21 protein-coding genes and 1 pseudogene are annotated in these 25,801 nt (G+C 64.8%); 5 read left to right on the top strand and 17 right to left on the bottom strand.

The features are described 5' to 3' along the window. Positions 1-13: 13 nt before the first annotated feature. Both U5A52_RS32390 and U5A52_RS32395 read right to left on the bottom strand, forming a co-directional pair. Positions 14-283: a MoaD/ThiS family protein gene (locus tag U5A52_RS32390; RefSeq protein ID WP_321913633.1), complete on the bottom strand. Its 270-nt coding sequence runs from the start codon at positions 281-283 to the stop codon at positions 14-16. 158 nt (positions 284-441) lie between these two features. Continuing rightward, entirely contained in the window at positions 442-1,245 is an 804-nt protein-coding gene (locus tag U5A52_RS32395) for a hypothetical protein (RefSeq protein ID WP_321937962.1), read from the bottom strand. A 178-nt stretch (positions 1,246-1,423) separates the two neighbouring features. Between U5A52_RS32395 and gcvA the strand changes: the two genes are divergently transcribed. Continuing rightward, a complete protein-coding gene (gene gcvA / locus U5A52_RS32400) occupies positions 1,424-2,332 on the top strand; it encodes a transcriptional regulator GcvA (protein ID WP_321937964.1) in 909 nt (302 codons plus the stop codon). A gap of 18 nt (positions 2,333-2,350) precedes the next feature. Here gcvA and U5A52_RS32405 read toward each other — a convergent pair whose 3' ends face one another. The 3 genes and pseudogenes from U5A52_RS32405 to U5A52_RS32415 form a co-directional block, all read right to left on the bottom strand. Further along, on the bottom strand, positions 2,351-3,157 hold the full coding sequence (locus U5A52_RS32405; protein WP_321937966.1) for a sulfite exporter TauE/SafE family protein: 807 nt from the start codon (positions 3,155-3,157) through the stop codon (positions 2,351-2,353). Positions 3,158-3,209: 52 nt separating this feature from the next. Further along, positions 3,210-4,379 (bottom strand): annotated as a pseudogene (locus U5A52_RS32410) (cysteine desulfurase family protein); the annotation flags it as partial. A gap of 176 nt (positions 4,380-4,555) precedes the next feature. Beyond that, positions 4,556-4,819 carry a DUF6723 family protein gene (locus U5A52_RS32415; RefSeq protein ID WP_321913637.1) on the bottom strand — a complete coding sequence of 88 codons (264 nt, stop codon included), beginning with the start codon at positions 4,817-4,819 and terminating at the stop codon, positions 4,556-4,558. Positions 4,820-5,072: 253 nt separating this feature from the next. Between U5A52_RS32415 and U5A52_RS32420 the strand changes: the two genes are divergently transcribed. Beyond that, positions 5,073-6,341, top strand: a complete 1,269-nt coding sequence (locus U5A52_RS32420; RefSeq protein ID WP_321937968.1) for a multidrug effflux MFS transporter — start codon at positions 5,073-5,075, stop codon at positions 6,339-6,341. A gap of 16 nt (positions 6,342-6,357) precedes the next feature. Here U5A52_RS32420 and U5A52_RS32425 read toward each other — a convergent pair whose 3' ends face one another. The 9 genes from U5A52_RS32425 to U5A52_RS32465 all read right to left on the bottom strand — a co-directional run bounded on the left by U5A52_RS32425 (position 6,358) and on the right by U5A52_RS32465 (position 15,629). Continuing rightward, positions 6,358-7,986: an FGGY-family carbohydrate kinase gene (locus U5A52_RS32425; protein ID WP_321937970.1), complete on the bottom strand. Its 1,629-nt coding sequence runs from the start codon at positions 7,984-7,986 to the stop codon at positions 6,358-6,360. Between the two features lie 18 nt (positions 7,987-8,004). Continuing rightward, a complete protein-coding gene (locus tag U5A52_RS32430) occupies positions 8,005-8,733 on the bottom strand; it encodes an SDR family oxidoreductase (protein WP_321937973.1) in 729 nt (242 codons plus the stop codon). Between the two features lie 46 nt (positions 8,734-8,779). After that, positions 8,780-10,063, bottom strand: a complete 1,284-nt coding sequence (locus U5A52_RS32435; protein WP_321913641.1) for an ABC transporter permease subunit — start codon at positions 10,061-10,063, stop codon at positions 8,780-8,782. A gap of 11 nt (positions 10,064-10,074) precedes the next feature. Continuing rightward, positions 10,075-10,905, bottom strand: coding sequence for an ATP-binding cassette domain-containing protein (locus tag U5A52_RS32440; RefSeq protein ID WP_321913642.1), 831 nt, complete (start codon positions 10,903-10,905; stop codon positions 10,075-10,077). A 60-nt stretch (positions 10,906-10,965) separates the two neighbouring features. Next, positions 10,966-12,024 carry a sugar ABC transporter substrate-binding protein gene (locus U5A52_RS32445; protein WP_321913643.1) on the bottom strand — a complete coding sequence of 353 codons (1,059 nt, stop codon included), beginning with the start codon at positions 12,022-12,024 and terminating at the stop codon, positions 10,966-10,968. 131 nt (positions 12,025-12,155) lie between these two features. Beyond that, complete coding sequence (locus U5A52_RS32450; RefSeq protein ID WP_321937974.1) at positions 12,156-13,124, bottom strand: AraC family transcriptional regulator; 969 nt, start codon at positions 13,122-13,124, stop codon at positions 12,156-12,158. Between the two features lie 528 nt (positions 13,125-13,652). Beyond that, positions 13,653-14,081: a YybH family protein gene (locus U5A52_RS32455; protein ID WP_321937977.1), complete on the bottom strand. Its 429-nt coding sequence runs from the start codon at positions 14,079-14,081 to the stop codon at positions 13,653-13,655. Between the two features lie 116 nt (positions 14,082-14,197). Beyond that, positions 14,198-14,743, bottom strand: coding sequence for a hypothetical protein (locus U5A52_RS32460; protein ID WP_321937980.1), 546 nt, complete (start codon positions 14,741-14,743; stop codon positions 14,198-14,200). Positions 14,744-14,792: 49 nt separating this feature from the next. After that, positions 14,793-15,629: an MFS transporter gene (locus U5A52_RS32465; RefSeq protein ID WP_321937981.1), complete on the bottom strand. Its 837-nt coding sequence runs from the start codon at positions 15,627-15,629 to the stop codon at positions 14,793-14,795. An 87-nt stretch (positions 15,630-15,716) separates the two neighbouring features. Here U5A52_RS32465 and U5A52_RS32470 point away from each other — a divergent pair, with 87 nt between their 5' ends. Next, the gene (locus U5A52_RS32470; protein WP_321937983.1) at positions 15,717-16,652 is read left to right on the top strand and encodes a LysR family transcriptional regulator; all 936 of its coding nucleotides are present in this window, start codon (positions 15,717-15,719) and stop codon (positions 16,650-16,652) included. A gap of 22 nt (positions 16,653-16,674) precedes the next feature. Here the strand turns inward: U5A52_RS32470 and U5A52_RS32475 are convergent, their stop codons facing one another. Next, on the bottom strand, positions 16,675-17,670 hold the full coding sequence (locus tag U5A52_RS32475) for a Gfo/Idh/MocA family oxidoreductase (RefSeq protein ID WP_321913649.1): 996 nt from the start codon (positions 17,668-17,670) through the stop codon (positions 16,675-16,677). Between the two features lie 285 nt (positions 17,671-17,955). On the opposite strand from U5A52_RS32475, the gene U5A52_RS32480 reads away from it, so the two are divergent. Next, positions 17,956-19,605 carry an alkaline phosphatase family protein gene (locus tag U5A52_RS32480; RefSeq protein ID WP_321913650.1) on the top strand — a complete coding sequence of 550 codons (1,650 nt, stop codon included), beginning with the start codon at positions 17,956-17,958 and terminating at the stop codon, positions 19,603-19,605. Positions 19,606-19,676: 71 nt separating this feature from the next. Here the strand turns inward: U5A52_RS32480 and U5A52_RS32485 are convergent, their stop codons facing one another. Together U5A52_RS32485 and U5A52_RS32490 are read right to left on the bottom strand one after the other, a co-directional pair. Next, positions 19,677-20,432 (bottom strand): helix-turn-helix domain-containing protein, encoded by a 756-nt coding sequence (locus tag U5A52_RS32485; protein WP_415766074.1) that lies wholly within the window; start codon positions 20,430-20,432, stop codon positions 19,677-19,679. 184 nt (positions 20,433-20,616) lie between these two features. After that, positions 20,617-22,146, bottom strand: coding sequence for a methyl-accepting chemotaxis protein (locus U5A52_RS32490; protein ID WP_321913652.1), 1,530 nt, complete (start codon positions 22,144-22,146; stop codon positions 20,617-20,619). Between the two features lie 515 nt (positions 22,147-22,661). On the opposite strand from U5A52_RS32490, the gene U5A52_RS32495 reads away from it, so the two are divergent. After that, entirely contained in the window at positions 22,662-25,598 is a 2,937-nt protein-coding gene (locus U5A52_RS32495) for a PAS domain S-box protein (protein ID WP_321937987.1), read from the top strand. Positions 25,599-25,801: the final 203 nt, after the last annotated feature.

The following is a 25,801-nucleotide window of genomic DNA, read 5'->3' on the forward strand; positions in this document are numbered from 1 at the left end:
GCGTGCCCTCTGGTCATCCGCCCGACAGCGCCTGCACGACATACACCCGACTCGCATCGCCAAGCACATCGCTCAGATGCTCGCGATCGCGTAGCCGCACGCCGTCCACGAACACCGCCAGATGCTTTCGCAGCGCGCCCTGATCGTCGAGGATATAGCCGCGCAATCGCGGCTGTTCGGCAAACACGGCATCGAACGCTTCGCGCAGCGTGCGCGCGTCGATCTCGCGCTCGGGCGTCGCGACGTGCCGCTGAATGGAAGCTGCGAAGAAGAGGTGCGCCATGGCGGGCCGGCGGCGCGGAAGTGGCCGCGCCCGCTGGTTCTGTAGTGTAGGTCATCCGCCATGAGCTTCGAGGCGTTGCCGTTGCCGTCGCCCGAAGCCCCTTTCCCGCGATGCAGCGCAGCACACGCGCCCGAGCCCGCCGGTTGCAATACCCGTCGTTACGGCGCGCTGCCTTCCGGTTTGGATTTGGCGTGCAGGCAAGGTGCCGGCAAGCGCATGCGATACAGGGAAATCGCCTGGATCGTGAGCACGCAAAGAATCGCAGTGCCGTAGGCGGCCAGCAGGTTCCAGTGCGTGAGCGTGAGGCTCAGCACGAAGAAGAACGAGGCGAAGCCCAGCAGTCCCGTGGTCATGCCGCGCATGAGTTGCTGCGCCGCTTCATGGCCGATCATGCGATGCGCGAACACGGCGAGGATGATCGCCATGAACGGCAGCGACGCGAGCACGCCGCTCGCCTCGGGGCCGACGTAAGGCGCGATCAGCGTCACGCTCACGACGAGACCGGCAATGAGCATCATGCGCGAAGGCAAATCCCACCACGGCGGCGTGAGCCGCGCGGTTCTCGCCGGTTTGTTGGGGATGAGGTTCAGCGCAAGCGCGATGGCCAGAATGGCGAAGAGATAAAGACCGTGGGCCGGCAGTTCGCTCCATTGCAGCACGAGGGCCACGAGGGCAAACGTCGCGCCGCCCGCCGCGAGGGCCACCTTCCACCCGCGCGCGGCAACCTTGCAATAGGCAACGCAGAACGCCGCCTGAGCAGCCGTTGCGACGAGCGAGCCCGACGTCGCTTGCGCCGCAAACGCCGGTCCGTGCTCCAGCGCGAGAAAAACCGAAACCGGCCCCGAGGTGAGCGGCAGCCCCACGAGCAACCCGCCAACCGCTTCGCCCCAGCGGCGAGCGGCAAGACTGGCGGCCAACAGCAACAACGGCGTAACGACGAGCTTGAAAAGCAGAAGATCCATGATGAGCGACGCAAAGCGGAGAATGCCAACCTTCAGGAATGCGCGGCCGGGGTAGCACGAGTTCGCTTACGTCCGGCGGCTTTGCGCCCATATTGAAGGGCGCCAACGTGGCTGACAAACCATTTGTCGTCATATAATGCGTGAGCAAAACTCACACATACCGCACGCATCCCGCTCCATGTTCGACCGCCTTCCCCCGCTGCAAACCCTGCGCGCCTTCGAAGCCACCGGGCGGCTGCTCAGCATGACGCTGGCGGCGCAGGAACTGCACGTCACGCATGGCGCCGTGAGCCGCCACATCAAGACGCTCGAAAGCCATCTGGGCGTGGCGCTGTTCCAGCGCCTCACGCGGCGCATCGTTCTGACCGAGGCGGGCGCCGAATTCCTGCTGGCCGTGAACCACGCGCTCGCTGAATTGACCAAGGAGTCCGAGCGCCTGCGCACGCACGACAGCGTCACGCGCCTGAAGATCAACGCCAGCGTGTCCTTCGCGAACCGCTGGCTCGCGCCGCGCCTCCATCGCCTCAAGGCCCGCCATCCGGAACTGGACGTGCACCTCGACGTGACCGACAAATACGTCGATCTCAACGACTCGGACGTCGATGTCGCGATTCGCTACGGCAGCGGGCGCTACCCGCGCGTGCTGGCCGAGCGTATTCTCGACGAGACCGTGACGCCAGTTTGCAGTGCTGATTATCGGGCGAAGATGGGCGGCATGGCCTCGGTTGAAAGCCTCGCGCGCTGCACCTTGCTGCACGAAGGCGGCATGCTCGCGAACTGGGAACAATGGCTGGCGCTGGCAGGCTTGAGCGGCGTGCGCAGCGATCGCGGCACGGCGTACAGCCATGGGAGTCTCGCCATCGAAGCGGCGATACGCGGCGAAGGTGTGGCGCTGGGGCGCAGCGTGATCGTGGCGGACGACATCGCGGCGGGGCGCCTGGTCGCGCCGTTCCCGCAATTGCGGCTCGAGTCCGAGCGCGGCCATGACCTCGTCTATCGCATTGGCGGCCGCGACGATCCCAAAGTGCGCGCCGTGCGCGACTGGCTCGCCGACGAAATCTCGATCTTCCTGGCTGAGGCTGGCTAAAGCCAAACAGCGCTCCGGTCAGTAGCCGAGCGTCACCTTGGCGAGCATGCCGCACGCCACGCACACGAGGATGGCGGCAAAACCCATCTGCGTATGGCGCGCCGAGACGCGATGCGAAACGTGACGGCCCAGCATCATGCCCGCGACGGTCGCGACGCTGAACCAGAGCGTGAGGTCGAGCCGCAGCGGCACGCCGTGCAGCACTGTGGCCACCACACCGCCGGAGCCCACGAGCGCGATGACCATCAGCGACGTCGCAACAATGCCGTGCATGGAAATGTTGGTGAGCTTGCGCAGCATGGGCACGATGATGAAGCCGCCGCCCACGCCGAGCAGCCCCGTCATCAGGCCCGTCAACGCGCCGGTCGAGGCGAGCGCAAGCGCTGTGGTTCTCGACCAGACGAGGCGGCCCGTGTCGGGATTGATGCGACCCACGCAAAGCGGCGACGCTTCCTGCAGCGCGCGCTTTTTCCCGATGGTTTGGCGCAGCAGCCGCACGGCCACGAACAGCATCACGCCGGCGAAGAGCGCGAGCAGCAGGCGTTGCGGCATGGCTTGCGCGAGGCGCACGCCGAGCCACGTGGTCGGCACGCCCGCCAGCGCCATGCAGAACGCCGCGCGATAGCGCACGAGGCGCTTTCTGAACGCTTCGAGCGCGCCGATTCCCGCGCTGCTCGCCACGGCGATCAAGGCGACCGGCGTGGCCTGCTGCATGGGCCAGCCCATGCCCACCACGATGGCCGGCACGGCGAGAATGCCGCCGCCGGCGCCCGTGAGTCCCAGCAGTGCGCCGATCATGGCGCCGAGAACGAGTGAAACGATCATCGCGGGTCGATGGTCAGCGTGACGTTGAACGGCAAGCTCAAGCGGTCGCTTCGGTCGCCTCGGTCACCGCGGCCGGCAGGCACGGCGCCACCGCGCGGCGGATGCAGTCCACCGCGAAGTCGACGTCTTCCGGCTTCGTAAAGCGCCCGAAGCTCAAACGCACCGTGCGGTTCGCCGCTTCCTCGCCCACCCCGATGGCCGTGAGCACATGCGAAGGCGTGCCCGCCGCCGAGTTGCAGGCCGAGGTCGAGGAGATCGCGAGGTCGCCGGTCAGCAGGAACGGGAAAAAGCCCGGCAGATCGATCGTGAGGCTCAGTGTGTGCGGAATGCGCTTCGCGCGCGCCGCATTGAGCGTGACGCCCGGCAGCGCGAGCACTTCGGCCAAAAGACGCTCGCCGAGCGCGGCAATGCGCTCGCTGTCCGCTTGCAGCGCCTCGCGCGCAATCACACACGCCACGCCCATGCCGACGATCTGGTGCGTGGCGAGCGTGCCCGAGCGCAAACCGCGCTCGTGACCGCCGCCGTGCATTTGCGGCGCGATGCGCTCGAACGCCTCGCGGCTCACGTAGATGGCGCCAATGCCCTTCGGCCCATACACCTTGTGCGCCGACATCGAGAGCAGGTCGATGCCCATCGCTTTCACGTCGATGGGCGTCTTGCCGAGCGCCTGCGCCGCATCGACGTGCAGCAGTGCGCCCGCGGCATGCACCACGCGCGCAATCGCCGCGACGTCGGTGAGCGTGCCCAGTTCGTTGTTGACCAGCATGAGCGAGACAAGCCCGGTGTCGGGCGTCAGCGCAGCGGCCACGGCTTCGGCCGTGATCTCGCCGTGCGCGTTCGGTGCGAGGCGCGTGACGGCCATGCCGCGCGCTTCGAGGCTCGTCATCGTATCGAGAATGGCCTTGTGCTCGAGCTGGCTCGTGATGAGGTGGCGCTTTTGCGTCGCGCGATCCGCATAGCCCTTGAGCGCGAGATTGTTCGACTCGGTCGCGCCGGAAGTCCAGACGATCTCTTCGGCATCGGCGCCGATCAGCGCCGCCACGTCCTTGCGCGCCTGCTCGACGAGCCGCCGCGCCCGCTGGCCCGCGCCATGCGAGCTGGACGCCGGATTGCCGAAGTCGCCTTCCATGCCCAGACAGCCGAACATCGCCTCGATCACCCGCGGGTCCGCCGGGGTGGTCGCGGCATAGTCAAAGTAATGCAAATCGCCCTTCTCGCTCATTTTCGTTTCTCGCACAACGGAATTTCGAAAATGCTACGCGTCGGGCACTAAAAAATGATTCCAAAATTAAGCGGATTCTCCAAAGCGAGGAGTATTCATTTCTACGCCATGAGTCTTTCGCGAAATGAAATTCTCGGCACGCCCCGGCCAAGCGGCTTTGAGGGCGTAAGGCCTCGTCACTCTTCGGGTGTTGCGATGTCCGCGCGGATCAGCTCGTCTGCGAGCGTGAGCGCCTGTTGCCGCGCCAGCGGACCCGTCGCGCAGGGCCCCGGACGCGGGCAGCCGTCGAACGGATAAATAAGCCGCCCATCGGTCTTGCGGCGAATCCGCAGCAATCCGTAGTAGCGGCCCGCGCCGTCGATCTGCTCGCCGCAGAAGACTTCGTAGTCTTGCGCAGTGGTCGGGCGGCGCATGGCCGGATTCGGCCTTTTCTCTGGCATGTCGGCACTCCGCGAATATTCAGTGCGAGATAGGCGGAGATCCAGCAAACGCCGCGCCCGGCACGCCACTGCCGTCGCGCGCCTGCTGCGCCCCCTCGATGCGGCGTTGCACGGAAATCGGCGATAACGGGCACAATACGCGCCTACGCCGCCGCGCCGGACGCTGTGTTCGTGATTCGAACGCGCTGTTGGAACATGCTTTGCTCGAACGCCCCCGCGCCGCCGCACCGCAATCCGCCCTTTTCACGCTGTCATGACTCACGATCTGCCCGAACGTCCAGCCATCGCCGCACGCCCGGCGAACTCGCCGCGCTTCCTGCTGTTCCTGATCTGCCTGTTCGCCTCCGCGGGACAGCTTGCCATCGACATTTATGTGCCCGCGCTGCCGGCCATGGCCCGCTACTTCGCGACCTCGCCGCAAGCGATCCAGTCGAGCGTGTCGGTCTATATGGCGGCGTACGCGCTCGGCCAGCTCATCTTCGGGCCGATCTCCGACGCCCTCGGACGCAAACCCGTGCTGGGCTTCGGCCTCGTCGTCTACACGATCGGCTGCCTGCTTTCGCTCGCCGCGCCGAACCTGGAAACGTTCGTGCTCGCACGCTGCCTGCAGGGCTTCGGCATTGCCGCCACCAACCTGCTCGCCAAGGCGATCATCACCGACACGTTCGTGGGCACCGCGCTCATGCACGCGTTCACCTATATGTCGATCACATGGGGGCTCGCACCGATCGTCGCGCCCGTGATCGGCGCGCACTTGCAGGAATTGTTCGGCTGGAAGTCGTGCCTCGTGTTCCTGCTCGTCTATTCGCTGGTGATGTGGGCGCTCTTGTGGCGCTTTCGCGAGACCTTGCGGCAGCCGGTGCATCTGGAGCCGCGCACGCTCATCGCGAACGCGGGCAAGGTGCTCGCGAGCCCCGTGTTCCAGAGCTGCTTTCTCGCCCAGGGCCTGTGCTACAGCATCTTGCTGGTGTTCAACATCGTCGGGCCGTTCATGGTGCAGAACACGCTGCACAAGCCGCCTACGTTCTTCGGCTACCTCGCGCTCGGCATTGGCTTGATGTATTTCCTCGGCGGCCTCTCGAACCGGGTGCACGGCCCGCGCCTGCCCACTCCGGAACAACGGCTGCGCATTGGCGCGCGGGTGATGGCGGGGGCGTCGATCGTCATGCTCGTGCTCGCGCTCACGGTGGGCCTGCGCGTGTCGACGCTCGCCATTCCTGTGCTCGTGATGGGTCTGTGCGCGGGGGCGATGTACCCCACGCTGATGGCGAAGGGCAATTCGCTGTTCCCGCACATTGCGGGTTTGACGAGCGCGATTCTGGGCTGCGCGCTGCTGCTCGTTTCGTCGGCAATGATGGGGCTGGCCGGCTTTGTCTCCGTGCACGTGCTCACGCCGCTCGCGGTGTTCTTCGTGGTGCTCGCGTTCACCGTTGTATTGATGGTGACGAAGCTGCTGCGCCACCTCGCACAGAGTCAGGCGGCCGCTGCCGCGCTCGCGCAGCGCAGCGGCGAAGCGGCCTGAACCGCTGCCGCCGCGACTACCTGATCGCGCGCGCCACCTCCTGCAACTGCGTGAAGGCGCGGTAACGCGCCTCGTGCAGCGCTGCGATCTCGCCCGTGGCCGATGCGTAGACCTTGCTGATCTGCGACATCGCGGCCATCGCCTCGCGCGCGTTTTCGTGTAAGCCGCCTGCCACGGCGCCCAGCATCGCTGCGCCCAGCAATACGGGCTCGTCCGCGTGGGTGGCGAGCACCGGCTTACCCGTTGCGTCCGCAAGCAATTGGCGCACGAGGTCAAGCCTCCCCGCGCCGCCGCTGATCACGACCTGCTCGATCGGCGCGCCCGCCTGGGCCTGCACCTCGATAATCTGCCGCAGCCCATAGCCGATGCTGCAAATGCCCGCGACATAGAGCGCGACCAGGCTCTCCATGTCCGTCTCCATGCCGAGTCCCGCGATGACCGCCCGCGCGTGCGGATCGGCAAACGGCGCGCGGTTGCCGAGAAATTCCGGCACGACGTGCAGACCCTGATCGTGCGCGAGGCGCACCGCGCCGGAGAGGCCGTCCGAAGCCTGGGCCGCCAGCCCGGCGAGCATCGTCGGCAGCGACTGGCCCTCGCTCGCCGCGCGGCGCGCGGCTTCCGTGCCAAGCGGATGCAGCGTGAGGAGGCGCTCGATCGCCGCGCCCGCCACCGACTGCCCACCCTCGTTGAGCCAGGCCTCGGGCACCATCGCCGAGTAGTACGGGCCCCACACACCCGGCACGAACACGGGGTCGCGCGTGGTCGTCATCGTGCATGACGAGGTGCCGAACACGTACGCGAGGCACGCCTCGGGCTGCCCTTGCGCGCCCACCGTGCCGATGCCGCCCGCGTGCGCGTCGATCACGCCGGTCGCCACCGGCGTGCCCGCGCGCAGGCCGAGCTGCGCGGCGGCCTGCGGCGTGAGCCCGTTGCCAAGCGGCGTGCCCGGCTCGACGATCGTCTGACCGATGCGCGCGAAGCCTTCGTCGGCGAGTACGCCCAGGCCCACGGTGCGGAAGTAACTCTCGTCCCAGCGCTGCTCGTGGGCGAGATAGGTCCACTTGCAGGTGACGGTACAGGTGGAGCGCGCCAGGTCGCCCGTGGCGCGCCACGTGAGGAAGTCGGTCAGGTCGAAGAACTGCCAGGCGGCGGCAAACACCTTCGGCCGGTTTTCGAGCAGCCACAGCAGCTTGGGCGTTTCCATCTCGGGCGAGATCTTGCCGCCCACGAAGCGCAGCACGTCGTGGCCCGTGGCGTTGATGCGCTCGGCCTGCTCCACGGCACGATGATCCATCCATACGATAATGTCGCGCTCCGCCACTTCAGACGGCCCGACGGGCAGCGGCTCGCCGCCCTCGCCCAGCACGACGAGCGAACAGGTGGCGTCGAAGCCGATGCCCGCGATGCTCTCCGGCGAGATCGCGGCCTGCGCCAGCGCTTCCTTCACGGCGTGGCACACGGCGTTCCAGATCTGCGTGCTCGATTGCTCGACAATCGCGCCGCTCTCATGAAACACGGTGATGTCGTGTTTTGCCGACGCCACCATGCGTCCGGTGGAATCGAAAATACCGGCGCGGGCGCTGCCCGTGCCCACATCGACGCCGACGGTATGGCGCGCGCCGCCAGCCTGCTGAATTGAAGTCATGGCTCGTTGACTGTGGATTTACAGATCGACACTGTTAGGCAGGATCACGAGGTCGCGTATGGTGACATTGCGCGGCCGCGTGAGCATGAATACCACGGAATCGGCCACTTCCTTCGGCTGCATGAGACTGCCTTGGGCCAGCGCTTCGTCCATCTTCGCCTTGGGCCAGTCGTCCAGCAACGCCGTGACCACGGGGCCCGGCAGCACCGCGCCCACACGCACGCCGTGCTTCGAAACCTGGCGGCGCACGGTATGCGCGAAGGCCTGCACCGCGAACTTCGAAGCCGTATAAATGGGCTCCCACACCACCGGCACGACACCCGCCACCGAACTCGTGAAAATGATATCGCCCGACTTCTGCGCGATCATGTGCGGCAGCACCGCATGCACGGAGCGAAACGCGGCGTTGATGTTCAGGTTGAGCATGCGGTCCCACTCGTCGGGATTGCCGTTCGCCACCTCGCCGCCGATATAGGCGCCCGCATTGGCGTGAAAGATGTCGAGCCCGCCCGCGAGATCGAGAATTCTGGGCAACATGCCCGCATAGTCCGCAGGGTTGAGCAGATCCATCGCGAGCGGTAGCGCATTGGGGCCCAGCTCCGCGCAACATTTCGCGAGCCGGTCCTGCGCACGGTCGATCAGCACGACTTTCGCGCCTTCCTCCACGAACGCGCGCGCACACGCGAAGCCGATGCCGGACGCCGCGCCCGTAATGGCGGCGACCTTTCCCTTGATCGATTCAGACATGGGTGACTTTCTCCTTGAGTCAGGTTCCAGCGCTCTAAGTGCGGCCTTAAGCGCGGCCATGCGAAACGCGCGACTGGCGGGCGAGCGAGTCGACGATCACCGCAATGGCCAGCACGGCGCCGGTAATCATGAAGCGCAGCGACGACGACAGGTTCAGCAGCGTGAGGCCGCTCGCAATCGACTGGATCACGATAATGCCAAGCACTGCCGACCATGCGCTGCCGCGCCCGCCGAACAGGCTCGTGCCGCCGATCACGGCTGCCGCGATGGCGTTGAGGTTCACGTCGCCTGTGCCGGCCTGCTGGCTCGCCGAGGCGAGGCGCGCCGCAGTCAGCACGCCGCCAATGGCGGCGAGGCTCGCGCACAGCACGAAAGCGCTCGTATAGATCGCGCCGACCTTGATACCCGCACGCCTGGCAGCCTCATGATTGCCGCCCACGGCATGCATCGAGCGGCCCCAGCGCGTGCGCGTGAGCGCGTATTGCATGACGACCGCGAGCCCGAGAAAGAGGCCGAACATCAGCGGCACGCCGCGCCCGCGGTTCAGATAGGCCACGACGATTTCGAGGAACACGGTCAGCGCCACCGCGCGTACGAGCAGGCTTGCCATCGACGGTGCGGAAAGCCTGGCCGCATGGCGGCGCGTACGCGTGCGCATGCCGAGCAGCAGGAGCACGATACCCGGCAGCAACGCGATCCCATGCGAGACGATTGGCGGAATGACCATCAGCTGTCCGAAATTCACCATCGTCGAGCCGTAGGGCAAATTGATCGAACCCGTCGAACCGAGCACGTAGAGCTGCATGCCGAGAATGGCGAGCAGGCCCGCGAGCGTGGAAACGAAACTGGGCATGCCGATCCAGTTCAGCAGCAGCGCATACAGCGCGCCGATCACCGCGCCCACCGCAATGGCGGCGACGATGGCGAGCAGCACCGGCCAGCCGTCGTTGACCCACAGCGTGCCGACGAGCGCCGAAGCGAAGCCGCTCATCGAACCGACCGAGAGATCGATCTGCCCGAGCATCAACACGCAGACGATGCCCAGCGAAATCACACCGACCGTCGAGCAGTCGAACAGCATGTTCACGAGGTTGTCGGCGGAGAGAAACACCGGGTTCAGGCTCGTGAACACCGTCCAGATGATGACGAGCCCTGCGATGACCGGCAGCGACCCCAGGTCGCCCGAACGCACGCGATCGACGAAGGCCGAAACGCTTTCGCCGATGCCGCTCGCATGCTTCACGCGCACGTCGCTGCGGTCGAGCAAGGTGGCGGGCTTGGAGGCGTCGTTGCTTTCAGGCTGCGGAGCGCCATGGATAGTCTTGCTCATGATCGTTCCTTTCATTGGACGTCCTGTTGCGCCTGGCGGCGGCCGGCGCGGCGCGACACCGCGTTTTCCGTTGCGCCGGTGATCGCCGCCACGAGTTCGGCATTGGACGAGTCGGGATAGAAGATCCCGTTGTTGCGGCCCAGACGCAGCACGACAATGCGGTCCGCCACCGCGCGCACGTCTTCCATGTTGTGGCTGATCATGATGACCGCGTGCCCGCGGTCGCGCACGCGCTCGATCAGGTTCAGCACCTCGGCCGTCTGGGCCACGCCGAGTGCGGCGGTGGGCTCGTCGAGCATGATGAGCTTCGGGTCGAGCAGCAGCGAGCGTGCGATCGCCACCGTCTGGCGCTGGCCGCCCGAGAGCGAGGCGACCACGTCGCGCACGCTGGGAATGCGCGCCGAAAGCTCGTTGAGCAGCGTCCAGGCCTTCACTTCCATCGTGACCTCGTCGAGCCGGTACGGGCTCAACTCGCGGCCAAGGAAGATGTTCGCCACGACGTCGAGGTTCTCGCACAGCGCGAGGTCCTGGAACACCGTCGCGATGCCCAGATCGAGCGCCGTGCCCGGATCGGACAGATTCACCGGCTGGCCGCGGAACGTGATCGTCCCGGCGCTCGGCTGGTGCACGCCCGCAAGAATCTTCACGAGCGTCGATTTGCCCGCGCCGTTGTCGCCAACGAGGGCGACCACCTCGCCCGCATGCACATCGAGCTCGATATCCGTGAGGGCCGACACTGCGCCGAAGTGCTTCGAGATGCCGCGCAGGCTCAGCACCAGCTCGCCGGGCGCGCTGCGTGTCGTCGCGTGGTCCGTAGCGCGGTTCGTCAATTCGTCAGTCATGAAATGGGTACCTCTTCGTTACGCTCGGGGCCCGGCGCGTGCCGGGCCCGACCACCGCTATCAGCCGCCAATGCCGAGCTTCTTGCAGCCGTCGGCGTAACGGCCCGTGCACAGGTCCTTCGCGTTCGCGAAGCCCTTGTCCACCACTTCGGCCTTGATGTTCTGCTGCGTGATGACGGCCGGCTTGAAGAGTTGCGAAGGCGTCTTGAAGAGCGTCGTCTCGCCCTTCACGGGCTTGCCGTCGAGGAAGCCCACGGCCACCTTCGCCGCCGCGCCCGCCACGATCTCGCTCGGCTTGAGGATCGTGTTGTACTGGTCGCCCGCGATGATGAGTTGCAGGCCCGCAGTCGTCGCGTCGTTGCCCGTCACCGGCGGAACCGGGTTCACGCCCGCCGCCTTGAAGGCCGCGATGGTGCCGCCGGCCGTGCCGTCGTTGGCGGCCACGACGCCGACGATCTGCGGCCCGAAGCGCGTGATCTGCCCGCTCACCCACTGCTGCGCCTTCGGCGGCGCCCACTCGGGCGTGTCGAACTCGGAGAGCGTCTTGTAGCCGCTGCCCTGCAACCCTTCGTGAATGCCCTTCTTGATGAGCCCGGCGGCGGCGTCGGTCGGCGAGCCGTTCACTTCGAGCACGCCGCCCTTGCTCCCGGCAACGCCCGACGCCTTCAGGTGCTCGACGAGCGATTGCGCGATGGACTTGCCGATTTCCTCGTTGTCGAACGAGACGTAGTAGTCGGCGGGCGTGGAAGGCACGGGCCGGTCATACGCAATGACCTTGATGCCCTGGCTCTGCGCCATATGCACGAGCGAAGCCGCTGCCGTGGAATCCACCGGGTCGAGCACGATGACCTTCGCGCCCTGCGCGATCACCGAGTTGAACTGTTGCTGCTGCTGCGAAGCATCGGCGTTCGCATTCTGGTAGAGCACCTTGCAGTCGGGGCAGAGCTTGCTCATTTCGGCCTTGAAGCCGGGGAAGTCGTGCTGCTCGTAGCGCGTAGAGGCCTGGTCGGGCATCAGGAACGCGACCGTGCCGCTCGGCGCGGCATGCGCCGACGTGATGCCCGCGAGGGCGAGACTGAGTGCGGCGGCGCCGATCAGTTGGGTGTGAACTCGGGTCATTGCGTGTCTCCGCTTTTTGGTTGAATGCCTGGTGGTTGCCGGTGCTGCCGTGCTGCCTTGTGAAAGTGCGAGTTCTGCCTCCGCAATACCCGCTACGAGCACTGCGTTTGATTCCATCCGGGAACGATCCGCTAGCCGATCGCTGGCACGCCGTACACGGCTTCGTTCTTGCTGGCCGCGCTCGCGGCATTGAGCCGTTGATACGACCGCCAGCGCGAAGGCGACATTTCCTTGAGCAGCAGGAACTGGCGGTTGAAATTCGAGAGGTTGTTGAAGCCCACCTGATAGCAGATGTCCGTGATATTCAGTTCACCTGACATCAGCAGCTGGCACGCCAGATTGATGCGCAGCTGGTTCACGTAGCGCACGAACGACACGCCCGTATGACGGCGGAAGTAGCGCGAGAACGCGCTCACGCTCTGCCCGGCCAGTTCCGCCAGCTCCGTTTCGCGCAGTTCCTGCGAGAGATTCTTGCCGATGAAGGCCAGCACGTGGTTGATCCGCGTGCCTGCATAGCGGGCGGGATCGGCACGGTACGCCTCGCTCGCGAGCGCCGCAGGTTCGTCGCTTTGCACGAGCAGGTCGAGCAAGTCGATAAAGAGCGTGACTCGGCGCATGCCTTGCGCGCCCAGCATCTCGCGCAGGATCGGCTCGGCCGCCGCGCCGGTTTCCGGCGTGAACAGCAGCCCCCAGCGCGACGCGTCGAGCAGCGGCTCCACACGCCGGAATTCGGGAAACGCCTCGATCGCGCGCGCGATGAAATCCGCATCGAACTGCAGAACGAGGCAGCGTTCGTCCACCGGTTCGTCGTGCGGCACACTGCTCACCCAGTTGTGCGGCAGGTTCGGGCCGATCATCACGAGATTGCCGGGCGCGAAGCTGCCAATGAAATCGCCCACGAAATACTTGCCCGTGGTCGCGGTGATGAGGTGGATTTCGTACTCGGGATGGAAGTGCCAGCGCACCGTCCGATAGGGATAGCCGTGCGACCAGACCTTGAACGACTCGTCGCGCGGTACGGCGACCAGTTCGAGGTCAGGCTGGGAATGTGTGGCGCGTGGCGCACCTGCGCGCGCCGTGGCTGCCCCAAGGGTTTGCATCTCGACTCCTCCTGCACGGATCTTTTCTTGTTCTGCGACGGCTGCTCGCGCCTACGCTGCACCTGGCTCAACGGCCGCGCCGCCATGACTGAAAAGTACCAGGCGCGGCACGGATCCACCACTGAAAATCAGACCGCAGACTGATACTTTCTTGCATTCGGGTTAGTCCTGGGCCCATTCCTGCGTGCCAGAAGTCAACTTTTGTGCATAGCAACAGTTTTCGTGAGCGCGCCCCGAAACACCTGGATCGCCGGAAAAACGGCAAATGTTGCCGACGACCGCACAGCCACGCAGCCCAATAACGGTCAGAGCGGCCAAAGCCGGCCACCGACACGGCCAGCCGCGATGCGTATGCAGGGAAAGTCCCGATGCGAAAGCGTTCTATGACGTCGGAGCCGGAAATTGACGGAAGCAACTTGATCGCTCGAGCGCGATGGCATGTTCGTTGCGCGGGCAACAGGTGCCAGGGAAAGCCCAACGGTAACGGCATGAAGGGCCTGGATGGCCCTTCATGTTTCGTTGCCGCGACTAACGTTTGAAAATGACCTTCGTCGTGGCAGGATCGATCGGCGACGAAGAATGCTGGTGGAAGATCTTCCACCCCTCGCCCGTTTGTTTGAGCGTTGCGGTAATACGATTGTCCATCGAGCGTAATTCCTCGCCGTCCACCGTCACCGCTTTGTACGTCACAAAGGTGTGCAGCACAGCGAGGTCCTGTGACATGGCAGTCTGCGCTTCGCTGAATTCGACCACCACGCGCTCGGCGCCCAGCGATCCGAACCAGCCCTCCACCATGTTGCGCCAGGACGCAATGCCCTCGTACGTCCAGGCGCCCCACATGTCGAAAGCCAATATGTCCGGGGCGTATAGCGCGACGAATGCATCGACGTCTTTCGCATATACCGCGGCTTGATAGTCGTGCAAGACCTGCAGGATCGGATCGGCGGCTTTGTCCACTGTGTTGTCTCCCGAATCAGGTTGCGTTGGCGGATGAACGGCTGCTTATTAAAGCAACGTCTCTCGGCCCCTGTCCAGTGAAATTGCCCCGAAATGCCTTTCAGGTGAACGAAGGTTTAGCGGGCGCTCCTTCGAAACAATGCGTCGCTCGCGGCACGATCGCTATGCGCGGCAACCTTGCGCTGCGCACGCAGCAACAGATAGAAAGCGGCGCCGTGCGTAATCGCCAATAGCGGCACATAGATCACGGGAATCACGTACGTCGCCCCCAGTTCTCCCGCATGCACGGGAACGCCGGCCTGGATAGCGTGGTAGTAGGCGAGAATCAGGTCCACCGCGCCCACGAGATTGAACGCCACGACGAAGAACCAGAAAACCGGACGTTTTCTTGCCGTGAGCAGCGCCAGCATGGCCAGCACGCCGGTGGCGAGGTCGCCATAGGCCGTAGGCACGGCGAAACTTGCGGGCAAGTCGGGACTCACGACGCCCGGCAGCACGAAGACTAGCCCGAAGAAGCGGAAGCTATGCAGCGTGGCGATGGCGCGTTGCGCGTCGAAGGGGTCCATCGCCTTGAGCCTGGGCCAGATGTACACGGTGAAACAAAGAAGCCACGCGACATACCCGAGAACGAGATGCAAACGGAAGATCGATTCCGGCGACATGTTGCCTCCTGCAAGGTGTTTTCCAACGTGTGGATGGAATGAATAGCGTTCACCCGGCGCGACGCCGGAACAACTGGCGCAGCGACAACGCGTGCAGCAAGATCGAACTGGGCACGACGAACGCGGGCGTCAGCACATAGGGATAGGTGCCTGCGTTGAGGCTCGGCATCTCCGGAGCAATCAACTGGAATCGGCCTGGCGCCGTGATCATCCCCAACGTCACCGCGACGGCGAAATCGGCGAGCCCGAAAACGTTCCAGGCGATGGCGGCCTTGCGCCCCTGCGCCGTGCCGCTCGCCACTGCAATGGCCGCGGGAACGGCGAACAGGCCGGTCAGCAAATCGCCCGTTCCCGCGGGCAACGCGTCGACGCCGGCCATCGCGCCGTGCAGCCACGCCGCGATCGCCCAGCTGCCGAACACGCGGTAGAACTGCAGCGCGATGAGCCAGGCGGCGGGCATCGCGTCGAGCACAAGCCCCACCCGCCGCGACAGCAGCAATAGCGGCGCGCCAGCGATCACCGGAAGGAAAATCGCCAACGGCAGCCACGGCAACGGCGGCGGTGAGGCACTCAGCCGAAAAACGCCGTGGATCGCCGCGCTCCAGACGACTGCAAACCAAAGCGCATGCGTACCGAGCATTGCCAGCCAGGTCGCGCGGCGCTGACGAAGCGTCAGGTCCGTACGTTCGAGTCCGAGCCACAAGCCGACCGCCATGAACAGCTGCGCGACAAGCTGGTGCGCGGTGGTTTGAAAGCCGCTACCGGGGATCACGGGCAACCAGTAAATCACCGCAATCCACAGGAGCGTGAACGGTGCGATCCAGCGCAGGCTGCGCCAGGCCGGGCGCGGTGGAGTCATGCCAACGGGAACGGCGGGTGTGCTCATCAACGGTTCTCCAGATGAAGAGGGAGCTTCACGTTAGGTGTACCATCGTTTCCCGCGAGCGACTATTCATCACAATGTTGATGCGCCATGAAGCAGAACTTCACAGTCAGGCAGGGTGCGCTCGATGGCGTGGAGGCGTTCCTGAGCGTTGCCCGGCATCGCAGCTTTCGCAAGGCGGCGGCCGACCTCGGGGTGACGCCTTCGGCCATCAGCCAGGCGGTGCGCGTACTCGAAGAACGCATTGGCGCGGCGCTTTTCGTGCGCACCACCCGCAGCGTCGGCCTGACGGAGGCCGGTGAACGGTTTCTTTCGCGCGCCAAGCCCGCCTTCGAAGAACTGGTCGCCGCAAGCGAAGTGGCGCGCGAACTCGGCCAGCGCCCCACGGGTTTATTGCGGCTTTCCGTGCCGCGCGCGGTCGTCCCGCTTCTGCTGGAACCCCTGCTCGCTTCGTTCTGCCAGGCTTATCCCGAGGTCGAGGTGGAAATCGCCGTGAGCAAGGAAGTGGTGGATCTCGCGGCGGAGGGCTTCGACGCCGGCATCCGGCTAGGCCAGCTCGTTGCCGCCGACATGGTGGCCGTGCCGCTCACACCGCCGTTTCGCCTCGTTGTGGTCGGCAGCCCTGCCTATTTTTCCGGAAGAAAAAAGCCTCGCCACACGGACGATCTGCGTCAGCACGCCTGCTTGCGCTGGCGCCGCTCCACCGGCGCGCTGGCCTCATGGTCATTCGACGACAACGGCCACTCCCTGGAGATCGCTGTCTCCGGACCGCTGATCGCGAGCGATTTTCCGACCATGATGGGCGCGGCGCTGGAAGGCATAGGCCTCGCCCAGCTACCCGAGCCGATGGTTTCCGATGCAGTGAAAGCGGGAAAACTCGTGCGCGTGCTCGACGCGTATGCACCCATGCTGCCCGGCGTGTTCCTCTGCTATCCCAGCCGCAGGCAGATCATGCCGAAGCTGCGCGCATTCATCGACCATGTGAAGAGCCGCAAGGCGGGCGCGGGTCAGACCAAGGACCGTTGAACCCGCCCGCGGCGCTTCAACATCAAGCCATGTTCTCCCAGGCGCCCGACCGGGCCGAGCGGAACACCGCGTCGATCACGCGCATGTTCGCGCGCGCGTCTTCCAGTGGAATGGCCTGGGGCGTTCCACTCAAAATCGCCTCGGCGAAAACCGCCGCTGCCACGCCGTATTGATCGCACACCGGAAGCTCCAGCCAGCGATCCGCCTCCCCTTGCTTGCTCACCAGCAGACGCGTGGGACGGTCATTCGGCGCATTGAACGGAATCTCGACTTCTATTCGCCCCGTAGTGCCATGAAACTGCATGCGCTGGTACGGATAAACCTGGGTGGAGTAAAAGAAACTCGCTTGCACGCCGTCGAAATCCATCAGCACGGAGCCAAGGCGGTCCACCTCGAACGACGGGTCGCGCTCCATGAGCGCGACCACGCGTTTGGGCTCACGCCCGAGAATGAGGCGCGACGTCGTGATGGGATAACAACCGATATCCAGCAAGCCGCCGCCGCCCAGTTCGCTCTGGTTGCGAATGTCATGTGCGTTGGTGTTGTAGTAAGTAAAGCCGCCGGTCACCGCGCGCAATTCGCCAATTGCGCCTTCTTCGATCAACGCGCGCACCTTGAGCCACTGCGGATGCGTGCGCACCATGAAGGCTTCCTGGATATACCGGCCGCTCTTGTCGCGTGCGGCGATCAAACGTTCGGCTTGCTGCGCATCGAGTCCGATCGGCTTTTCGCATAACACGTGTTTGCCCGCCTCGACCGCCTTGATCGTCCACTCCACATGAAGGTGATTGGGCAACGGGATATACACCGCGTCGATTTCAGGATCTGCCAGCAGCGCCTCGTAACTGTCGTATGCATGCGCGAGACCGTATTTCGCGGCGGCGGCCTGAGCCTTCTGAATTGAACGCGAAGCAATCGCTTTTACACGGCACTTCGGCGCGTGGTGGATGGGCACGACAACCTTGTCGTTGATCTTCGACGTACCCATGATGCCCCAGACGATTTCATCCTTTGCCATGACGTTCCCTTTGAATTTGATTGTGTGATGCCTGCAATGGACTGAATACAACTCACTATCAAGAAAACCGCAAACCCGAACTGCAGCGTGCTCGACTGCGTGAGTTTACACCCGCGATAACCCTCTCCATTGCGCTCGCAATCGGCGCGCGTAACAACTGACTACAACTGACGGCAAGTTGAAAGCGCAACGTCACGAGAGATTCGCCTTGCACCTCCACATTGCTCGGGCTGTGCACAGGTCCCTCGCAGTTCCCCACAACGCAATAGAAAAACGAGGTGAAATATGGAGAATACGACCCGGTGGTCGCGCTTAGGCGCAGTCGTTGGAGCGGGCGCCGTGGCGCTCGCAGGCATGCAATCAACGGCTTATGCAGGCGACATGAAGGACGTGAAGCACGTCCTCCTCATCAGTTTCGACGGCCTGCACGAACAGGACGTGGCGCGTTGCATCGGCAGCAATGCCTGCCCCAACCTCGCGCTGCTCGCGAAGTCGGGCGTGACCTACACGAATGCGCACACGCCGCATCTGTCCGACTCGTTCCCGGGTCTCACGGCGCTGGTGACGGGCGGCTCGCCGAAGAGCGCGGGCCTCTTCTATGACGTGTCATATGACCGTACGCTCTACGCCCCGCTCGACTCGCAATGCAAGGGCGCGCAAGGCTGGAATGTCGTGTTCGACGAAACGACCGGCATCGACGGGGAAAACGGCGGCGCGCTGGTCCACCTCGACGGCGGCGGCGCGTTCAATCCGCAAGCCATTCCGTACGCGAAGGTCAACGGTGTTTGCACGCCCGTGTACCCGCACAACTACATCAAGACGAACACGGTCTTCGAAGTCATCAAGCAGAATATCCACGGCTCGCGCACCGCGTGGGCCGACAAGCATGCGTGGGGCTACGACTGGGTGAACGGTCCTTCAGGCAAGGGCGTGGACGATCTGGCGCGCACCGAGATCAATTCGATCGACCCGAAGACGGGCACGAATTATCTGGATACCTACACACATACCGAAGTCTTCGACAACCTCCACGTGCAGGCGCTGATCAACGAAATCGACGGCCTCGATTCGACGGGCAAGACGAGCGCGCCGGTGCCCACGATGTTCGGCACGAACTTCCAGACGCTCAGCGTCGCGCAGAAGTCGACTGTCGCAAACCACGGCGGGTATCTCGACGCCGACTTCACGCCGGGCCCGCAGGTCGCGGCCGCCATCACGTATCTGGACAACTCGCTTGGCCGCGTCGTGCAGGAGTTGAAGCAGCGCAACCTCTACGCCACTACGCTCATCATCGTGACGGCCAAGCACGGCCAGTCGCCGACCGATCACTCGAAGCTCGTGAAGAACGGCGACACGCTCACGAAGCTGCTCGAGGCCAACAACTATCTGGACTCGACCGGCAACTTCGGCCAGAACAATACGAAGTCGGGCAACCTGAACGACGGCACGGGCCTTTCGGGCACCGGCATGGTGCAGACCGACGACGTGGGCCTGATCTGGCTGCGCGATCAGAGCCAGAAGGACGCCGTGGTGAAGACACTGCAGGCCAACCTGAGCTGTAACGCGCCGGGCATTTGCGCCGACGGCCCGCAAGCGTACATCCTCACGGGCGACCGCCTTGCCGACTGGTTCGGCAATCCGTCGAACGGCCGCACGCCGGACATCATCGTGCAGCCGAATCCGGGCGTGATCTACACGTCGAGCACGGCGAAGGATGAGGAGCACGGCGGCAACGCGCCCGACGACAGCCATCTGGGTCTCGTGGTGTCGTTCCCCGGCATTCATCACGCCGGTCGCACGGACGACCACTACGTCTTCACGACCCAGGTCGCGCCGACGATCCTGAGCGCGCTCGACGTGGACCCGCATCTGCTGCACGCGGTTCAACTCGAGGGCACGCGCCGCCTGCCGGGGCTGGGGCTTGACGAGAAGTAAGAAGAAGCAGTAAGGAGCGGCTGACTGCGGCGGTCATCGGGGCTTCGATGGCTGCCGCGTCAGCGGCCCGCTCAAACCGTTTGCAGCCCTTCGATATCGCAAATGCGGATCAGCTTGCCTTGCGCGTCGATGAGGCCACGCTTCTGGAAGCGCGACAAGATCCGGCTCACGGTTTCGAGCGTGATGCCGAGGTAGCTGCCCATGTCTTCGCGCGACATGCGCAGGCGGAACTCCGCCTGCGAATACCCGCGCTGCCAGTTGCGCGACGACACGTCGAGCAGGAAAGCGGCCACGCGTTCTTCGGCGGTGAGCGAACCCAGCACCATCATCTGCGAAGCTTCCTGATTGAACTGGTCGCCCATGAGCCGATGCAGCCGGTCCTGCATCGTGCCGCTTTCGCGGCACAAGGTCTTGAGCGCGGCGTAAGGAAGCGTGCAAATCGAACTGTCTTCGAGCGCGACCGCGCTGAAGGCATGCACGTCGGTGGCGATGCCGTCCAGACCCAGCGCGTCGCCCGCGAGACGCAGCCCCGTGATCTGCTCGCGACCGTCGCGGTTGACAATGAGCGTTTTGAGGGAGCCGGAACGCACGGCGTACAGGCTGTCGAAGCGATCGCCCGAGCGATAGAGCGCCTCGCCGCGGCGCACCTTGCGCGCCCCGCAGATCAGGGCCTCTAGCCTCGGCAGGTCTTCGGCCGGCAGGCCTTGCGGCATGCAAAGATGGCGCATGGCGCACCCCGAGCAGCGCGCACTGGGCTGCGTTCCAGCTTGAGGAGCACGACTGCTTTGGCGCACGACGATAGCGGATCCTGCGACGGGTGACAGCATCGAACCACTCCTTCTTTAACATTTTTTAAGAGTTCGACGCATTGTCACACCATGCATGTGCGTCGATGTGGTGGCAAAATGCCGCGCACCAGAACCGCGGGCCTTTGAGCCTTGTCAGGCAACGGTTTCACGCGATATTGAGCAAGCGCAAGCGACCGAAAAGCAACACCTGCGCAAGCCCGAATCACGTCCGGAAAATCGACACCGCCTGCGAAAGCCGGTGGGCTTGCCCCGAGAGCGAATCGGCGGCGGCAGCGGCTTCTTCCACGAGCGCGGCGTTCTGCTGCGTCACCTCGTCCATCTGCGTCACGGCGCGGCTGATCTGCTCGATGCCAAGGCGCTGCTCGGACGAGGCCTCGGAAATGCCCGCGATGATCCCGGTGACGTTCTCCACCGAGCGCACGATGCTGTCCATCGTCGCGCCAGCCGCGCGCACGCGCTCCGCCCCTTCGCGAACCTGCCCGACCGATGCGTCGATCAACACCTTGATTTCGCGCGCCGCGCTCGCGCTGCGCTGCGCGAGCGATCGTACTTCGGAGGCGACCACGGCGAAGCCGCGTCCCTCCTCGCCGGCGCGCGCCGCTTCCACGGCGGCGTTGAGCGCGAGAATGTTCGTCTGGAACGCAATGCCCTCGATCACGCCCGTGATCTCGACCATCTTCTCCGAAGAGGTCTGAATGGCCGACATCGTATTCACCACCGCCGCCACCGCTGCGCCACCATCGGCCGCCGCCGTGCTGGCCGTGGAAACGAGCTGCCGAGCCTGGTTGGCGTTGGCCTCGTTGTTCTGCACCGTCGAGGTGAGCTGTTCCATGCTGGCCGCGGTTTGCTGCAGCGAGGCAGCCTGCTCTTCGGTGCGCGAAGAGAGGTCCGTATTGCCCGCGGCAATCTCGCCCGCGCCCGTGGTCACGGACTCCGCGCCCGCGCGGATCTCGCTGATCATCGTAACGAGGCTCGTTTGCATGCGCGCAATCGACGCCAGCAGGCTGCGTTCGTCGCCGGGCCGCAACGCGACGTTGCCGGTCAGATCACCCGTGGCGATACGGTGCGTGACGGCCACCGCGTAGTGCGGCTCGCCCCCGAGCGTGCCCACGAGATTGCGGATGATCTGCCACGACAGCACGCCGATACCCGCCACGGCCGCGATGATGAGCGCAAGCAACACACGCCCGGTGCGCCAGAACGTGGCGTCGATATCGTCGAGAAAGAAGCCTGTGCCGATCCACCAGCCCCACGGCGCAAACTCGACGATGCCGTTCATCTTCGCCGTGAGCTGGCCCGTGGTGGGATGTTTGGCCATCGTCATCATGACGGGAATGTGCTCGCGCGCGAGCATTTCGCGGTAGAGATCCGTGTCGGGGCGGCCGTCCGGCGCCTTGCCCACGTTGACCTTGCCGATCGAAGCCAGATTGCGGTGAACCAGCGTGGTGCCGTCGGGCAGACGCGCCCAGAAGTAGCTTCGGTCTGAATAGTTGAGCTGGTTGAGCGCTTGCCGCGTGGCCGCCTGTGCCTCTTCGCGGGTCAGTTTCCCGGCGACTTCCTGGTCGTGATAGAAGGTGGCGAGATGCTCCGCCATTTGCAGCAGATTCGTGATCTTGCCGCGCGTTTCGTCGAGCATTTCCCGCTTGAGGCTGACGAGCCCATAGCCGCCAATGGCGATCAAACCGATCAGCGCCGTGATGACCAGAAGAAGGAGTCGTGTGGAAATTCGCATGAAACGTTCGTACGCCTTATCAGTTTTATGTGCTGCGCGCGTCGTCGCTCGCGGCCAGCCCTGTCCCCGGGGCTAACCTGAACGTGCCTTGACGTGTCGCCGATGCTCGCTGGCGCTATGCGAGCGCCAGCCTGTCTCTCCTCCCACCGATAACGGCGCATTGCGCCCCGTCTTGAGGGATGGAGCGCAATTTTTGTGTGACAAGCTTGCGCTGTCAAGCCTTGTTGCCTGACAAATTTCGCGAATCCAACAATTTGCTTTCACTTGACGCCGACGGGCTTGCACATCGTGCAGTTTTCAGGCAAACACAATGCCCGCCGAGCTTTGCGGCACGCCCTCGCTTGCGTGGCACTCAAAGGGCCACAACAAAACTCACATGTATTCAGCGGATTTCCTCTACGGGAATACGCGATGCTCACTTGTGAACACAACGAGCTCCGCCTGCGTTCGCACCTTGCTCCAATGATGCGAATGGAGGCGCGGCTAACGAAGCGGACGACTACGGTGGAGGCAGGATGCAAGACAACGGCGCACCCGCGCTCAAGGTCGAGGAAGCGCTGATCACCGAGGCGCTGGTGAACCGCCCGAACCGCCTGCCCGATTTCCAGGGCGAGAGCCGCGCACTGGCTGCGCTCGCGCAGGAAATGGCGAGCAATCCATCAGGTGTACTGCAGATGCTTGCGGGACTCGCCCTCGCGCTTTGCCGCGCCGGGTCGGCTGGCGTGAGCGTGCCCGAGCGCGACGGCGCCACGGCGCGGTTTCGCTGGCGCGCGCTGGCCGGCGAGCTGGCTGCGGACATGGACCGGATGCTCCCCGGCGACGACTGCCCCTGCGGCGTGACGCAGGGGCGCAACACCATGCTCCTGTTCGACCAGCCCGCGCGCTGCTTTGCCTCCTACCGCGCGATCGATCCGCCCATACGCGAAGCGCTGCACGTGCCGTGGCGCGTCAACGGCGCGGTGGTCGGCACGGTCTGGGCCGTGACACACAGTCAGGACAGACATTTCGACGCCGAGGACGCGCGCCTTCTGCAAAGCCTCGCCTCCTGCGCGAGCGCCGCGCACCAGTTGACCTGCGCGCTGACCGACGCGCAGGACGCGGGCCACAATCTCGCGCAGCAGGTCGCCGAACGTACGCGCACGCTGCAGAACATCAACACGAAGCTCCACCACGAAGCCGCGCAGCGCAAGCAGGTCGAAGACGCGCTGCGCGAGAGCGAAACACGCCTGCAGGCCGCCATTTCCATCGAAACCGTGGGGGTGCTGTTCTTCGACCTCGACGGCACCATGGCCGACGCCAACGGCGCATTCGAGCAGATGAGCGGCTACAGCCGCGAGGACCTGCGCGCCGCGACGCACTGGGACCGACTCGTGCCGCTCGAATTTCTCGGTGTGACGACGCGTGCGATCACCGACCTCGCCACCAAGGGACGCACACAGCCCTACGAGCGGCAGTTGATCCGCAAGGACGGCACGCGCTGGTGGGGCCTTTTCGCGCCCACCCGGCTTTCGGGCACGGGCATGGCCTCGAAGTGCGCCGAATTCGCGCTGGACATTACGGAACGCAAGCGCGTGGAAACCGAATGCGTGGACAGCGAGGAGCGCTTTCGCGCATTGGTGGAAGGCTTTGCGCAGGCCGTTTGGGAAGCCGATGCGCACGGCCAGGCCGCTTCGGTTTCGCCGGGCTGGTCGGACTATACCGGCCAGTCCGGCAAAGAATGGCTCGGCGAAGGCTGGGCGAACGCCGTACATCCTGACGACCGCGCCTACGCGCTGCGTCAATGGAAGGACGCGATTGCGGCGCGACGCGTGGTGAACGCCGAATTCCGCCTGCACGTCGCCACGGGCGGCTGGAGATGGACGAACGTGCGCGCCGCGCCCATCTGGAATGCGGACGGCACCGTGCGCAAGTGGGTGGGGATGAATATCGACGTGGACGATCGCCGTGTCGCCCAGGAAGCGCTGCGGGAAAGCGAGGCGCGCTTTCGCGCGCTAGCGGATGCGTCGCCCGCGTTGATCTGGCAAATCGACCCGCAAGGCAACACGGTTTATGTGAACCAGCGCTATCTCGTGGCGATCGGCCTCACGCCTGTCCAGTTGCTTGAAACCGGCTGGCACACCACCATCCATCCGCGCGACCTGCCCGGCTTCCTGACGCGTGTACAGACCGCGCAGCATGATCATCGCGCGTTCCAGAGCCGCTTGCGCGTGAAGCTCAAGGACGCTGGCTGGCACTGGTTCGAAACCTGCTGTGCGCCATGGTATTCCGCGAGCGGCGAGTTTCGCGGTCACGTCTGTGTCTCCATCGACGTGACCGAAGCGGTGAACGCCGAAGACGCGCTCAAGGAAGCCGACCGCCGCAAGGACGAATTCCTCGCGACACTCGCGCACGAGCTGCGCAATCCGCTCGCGCCCATTGCCAATGCGCTGCATCTTGTCCGGGGCAACCGGTTTCCGGCGGAGTCCGCCCCGGTACTCGACATGCTCGATCGACAGGTGCATCACATGGTGCGGCTGATCGACGATCTGATGGAAGTATCGCGCATCACGCGCGGAAAGATCGGCCTCGTGAAGGCGCCCGTCGCGCTCGCGGAAATCATCGACAACGCCATTGAAACAAGCCGTCCCGCCATCGATCAGGCACGCCACGCACTGAGCGTCACGCTGCCCGACACGCCGCTCGTTCTCGACGCCGATCGCGTGCGTCTCACGCAGGTCTTCGCGAACATGCTCAACAACGCGGCGCGCTACACGGACACAGGCGGCCAGATCCGGCTCTTTGCTGCGCGCGAAGGCGACAACGCAGTCGTCAAGCTAAGCGATACGGGCATTGGCATGTCTGCTGGACAGATTGATCAGGTATTCGAAATGTTTGCACAGGGCAGCCGCCCGACCGAGCGCAACCAGGGCGGGCTGGGCATTGGTCTCACCATGGTGCGGCATCTGGTGCGCATGCACGGCGGCACGGTCGAGGCTGCGAGCGCGGGCCCCGGCAAAGGCAGCACTTTCACAGTGCGCCTGCCGCTCTCGCAGCAAACGAGCGCCGAGGCACGAGAGGCCCCCGCAGCCGTGGCGCGCGCCGCGAAGCCGCTCGCGGGCAAGCGCATTCTCGTGGTCGACGACAATCGCGACGCCGCCGATTCGCTCGCCATGGTGATTTCGGGCGAAGGCGCGCAGGTGCGCGTGGTGTACGACGGCGCCGCTGCACTTGGCGCGCTGGAGCAGTCGGTGCCGCATGCAATCGTGCTCGACATCGGCATGCCTGGCATGGACGGCTATGAAATCGCGCGGCAGATTCGTCAAAGCCCGCGCTATGCGGGCCTGCAGATCATCGCGCTAACGGGTTGGGGCCAGCACGCCGACCGGCTGCGCTCGCGCATGAGCGGCATCGACTCGCATCTCACGAAGCCTGTCGATTTCCACACGCTGATCGAGCTGCTGGTGGCGCGCTGAAGACCGCCGAGGTCCTCTCCTGAATGTTTCCGGCTGTTCCGTAGCTGACGAGAGAGACCGTCTGATTCAACGATGGGCATAACCTTCAGTGCCATCCAATTCAACATCGTGCAACCGTCGACATGACGCAAGGTCAGTCGTCAGGACGCGTGTTACGTATACCGGCCTTGTGCCACACGGACGACGGACATGCCATGCCCATC

The organism is Paraburkholderia sp. J8-2 (assembly GCF_905220195.1).
In the GTDB taxonomy this organism is placed as follows: domain Bacteria; phylum Pseudomonadota; class Gammaproteobacteria; order Burkholderiales; family Burkholderiaceae; genus Paraburkholderia.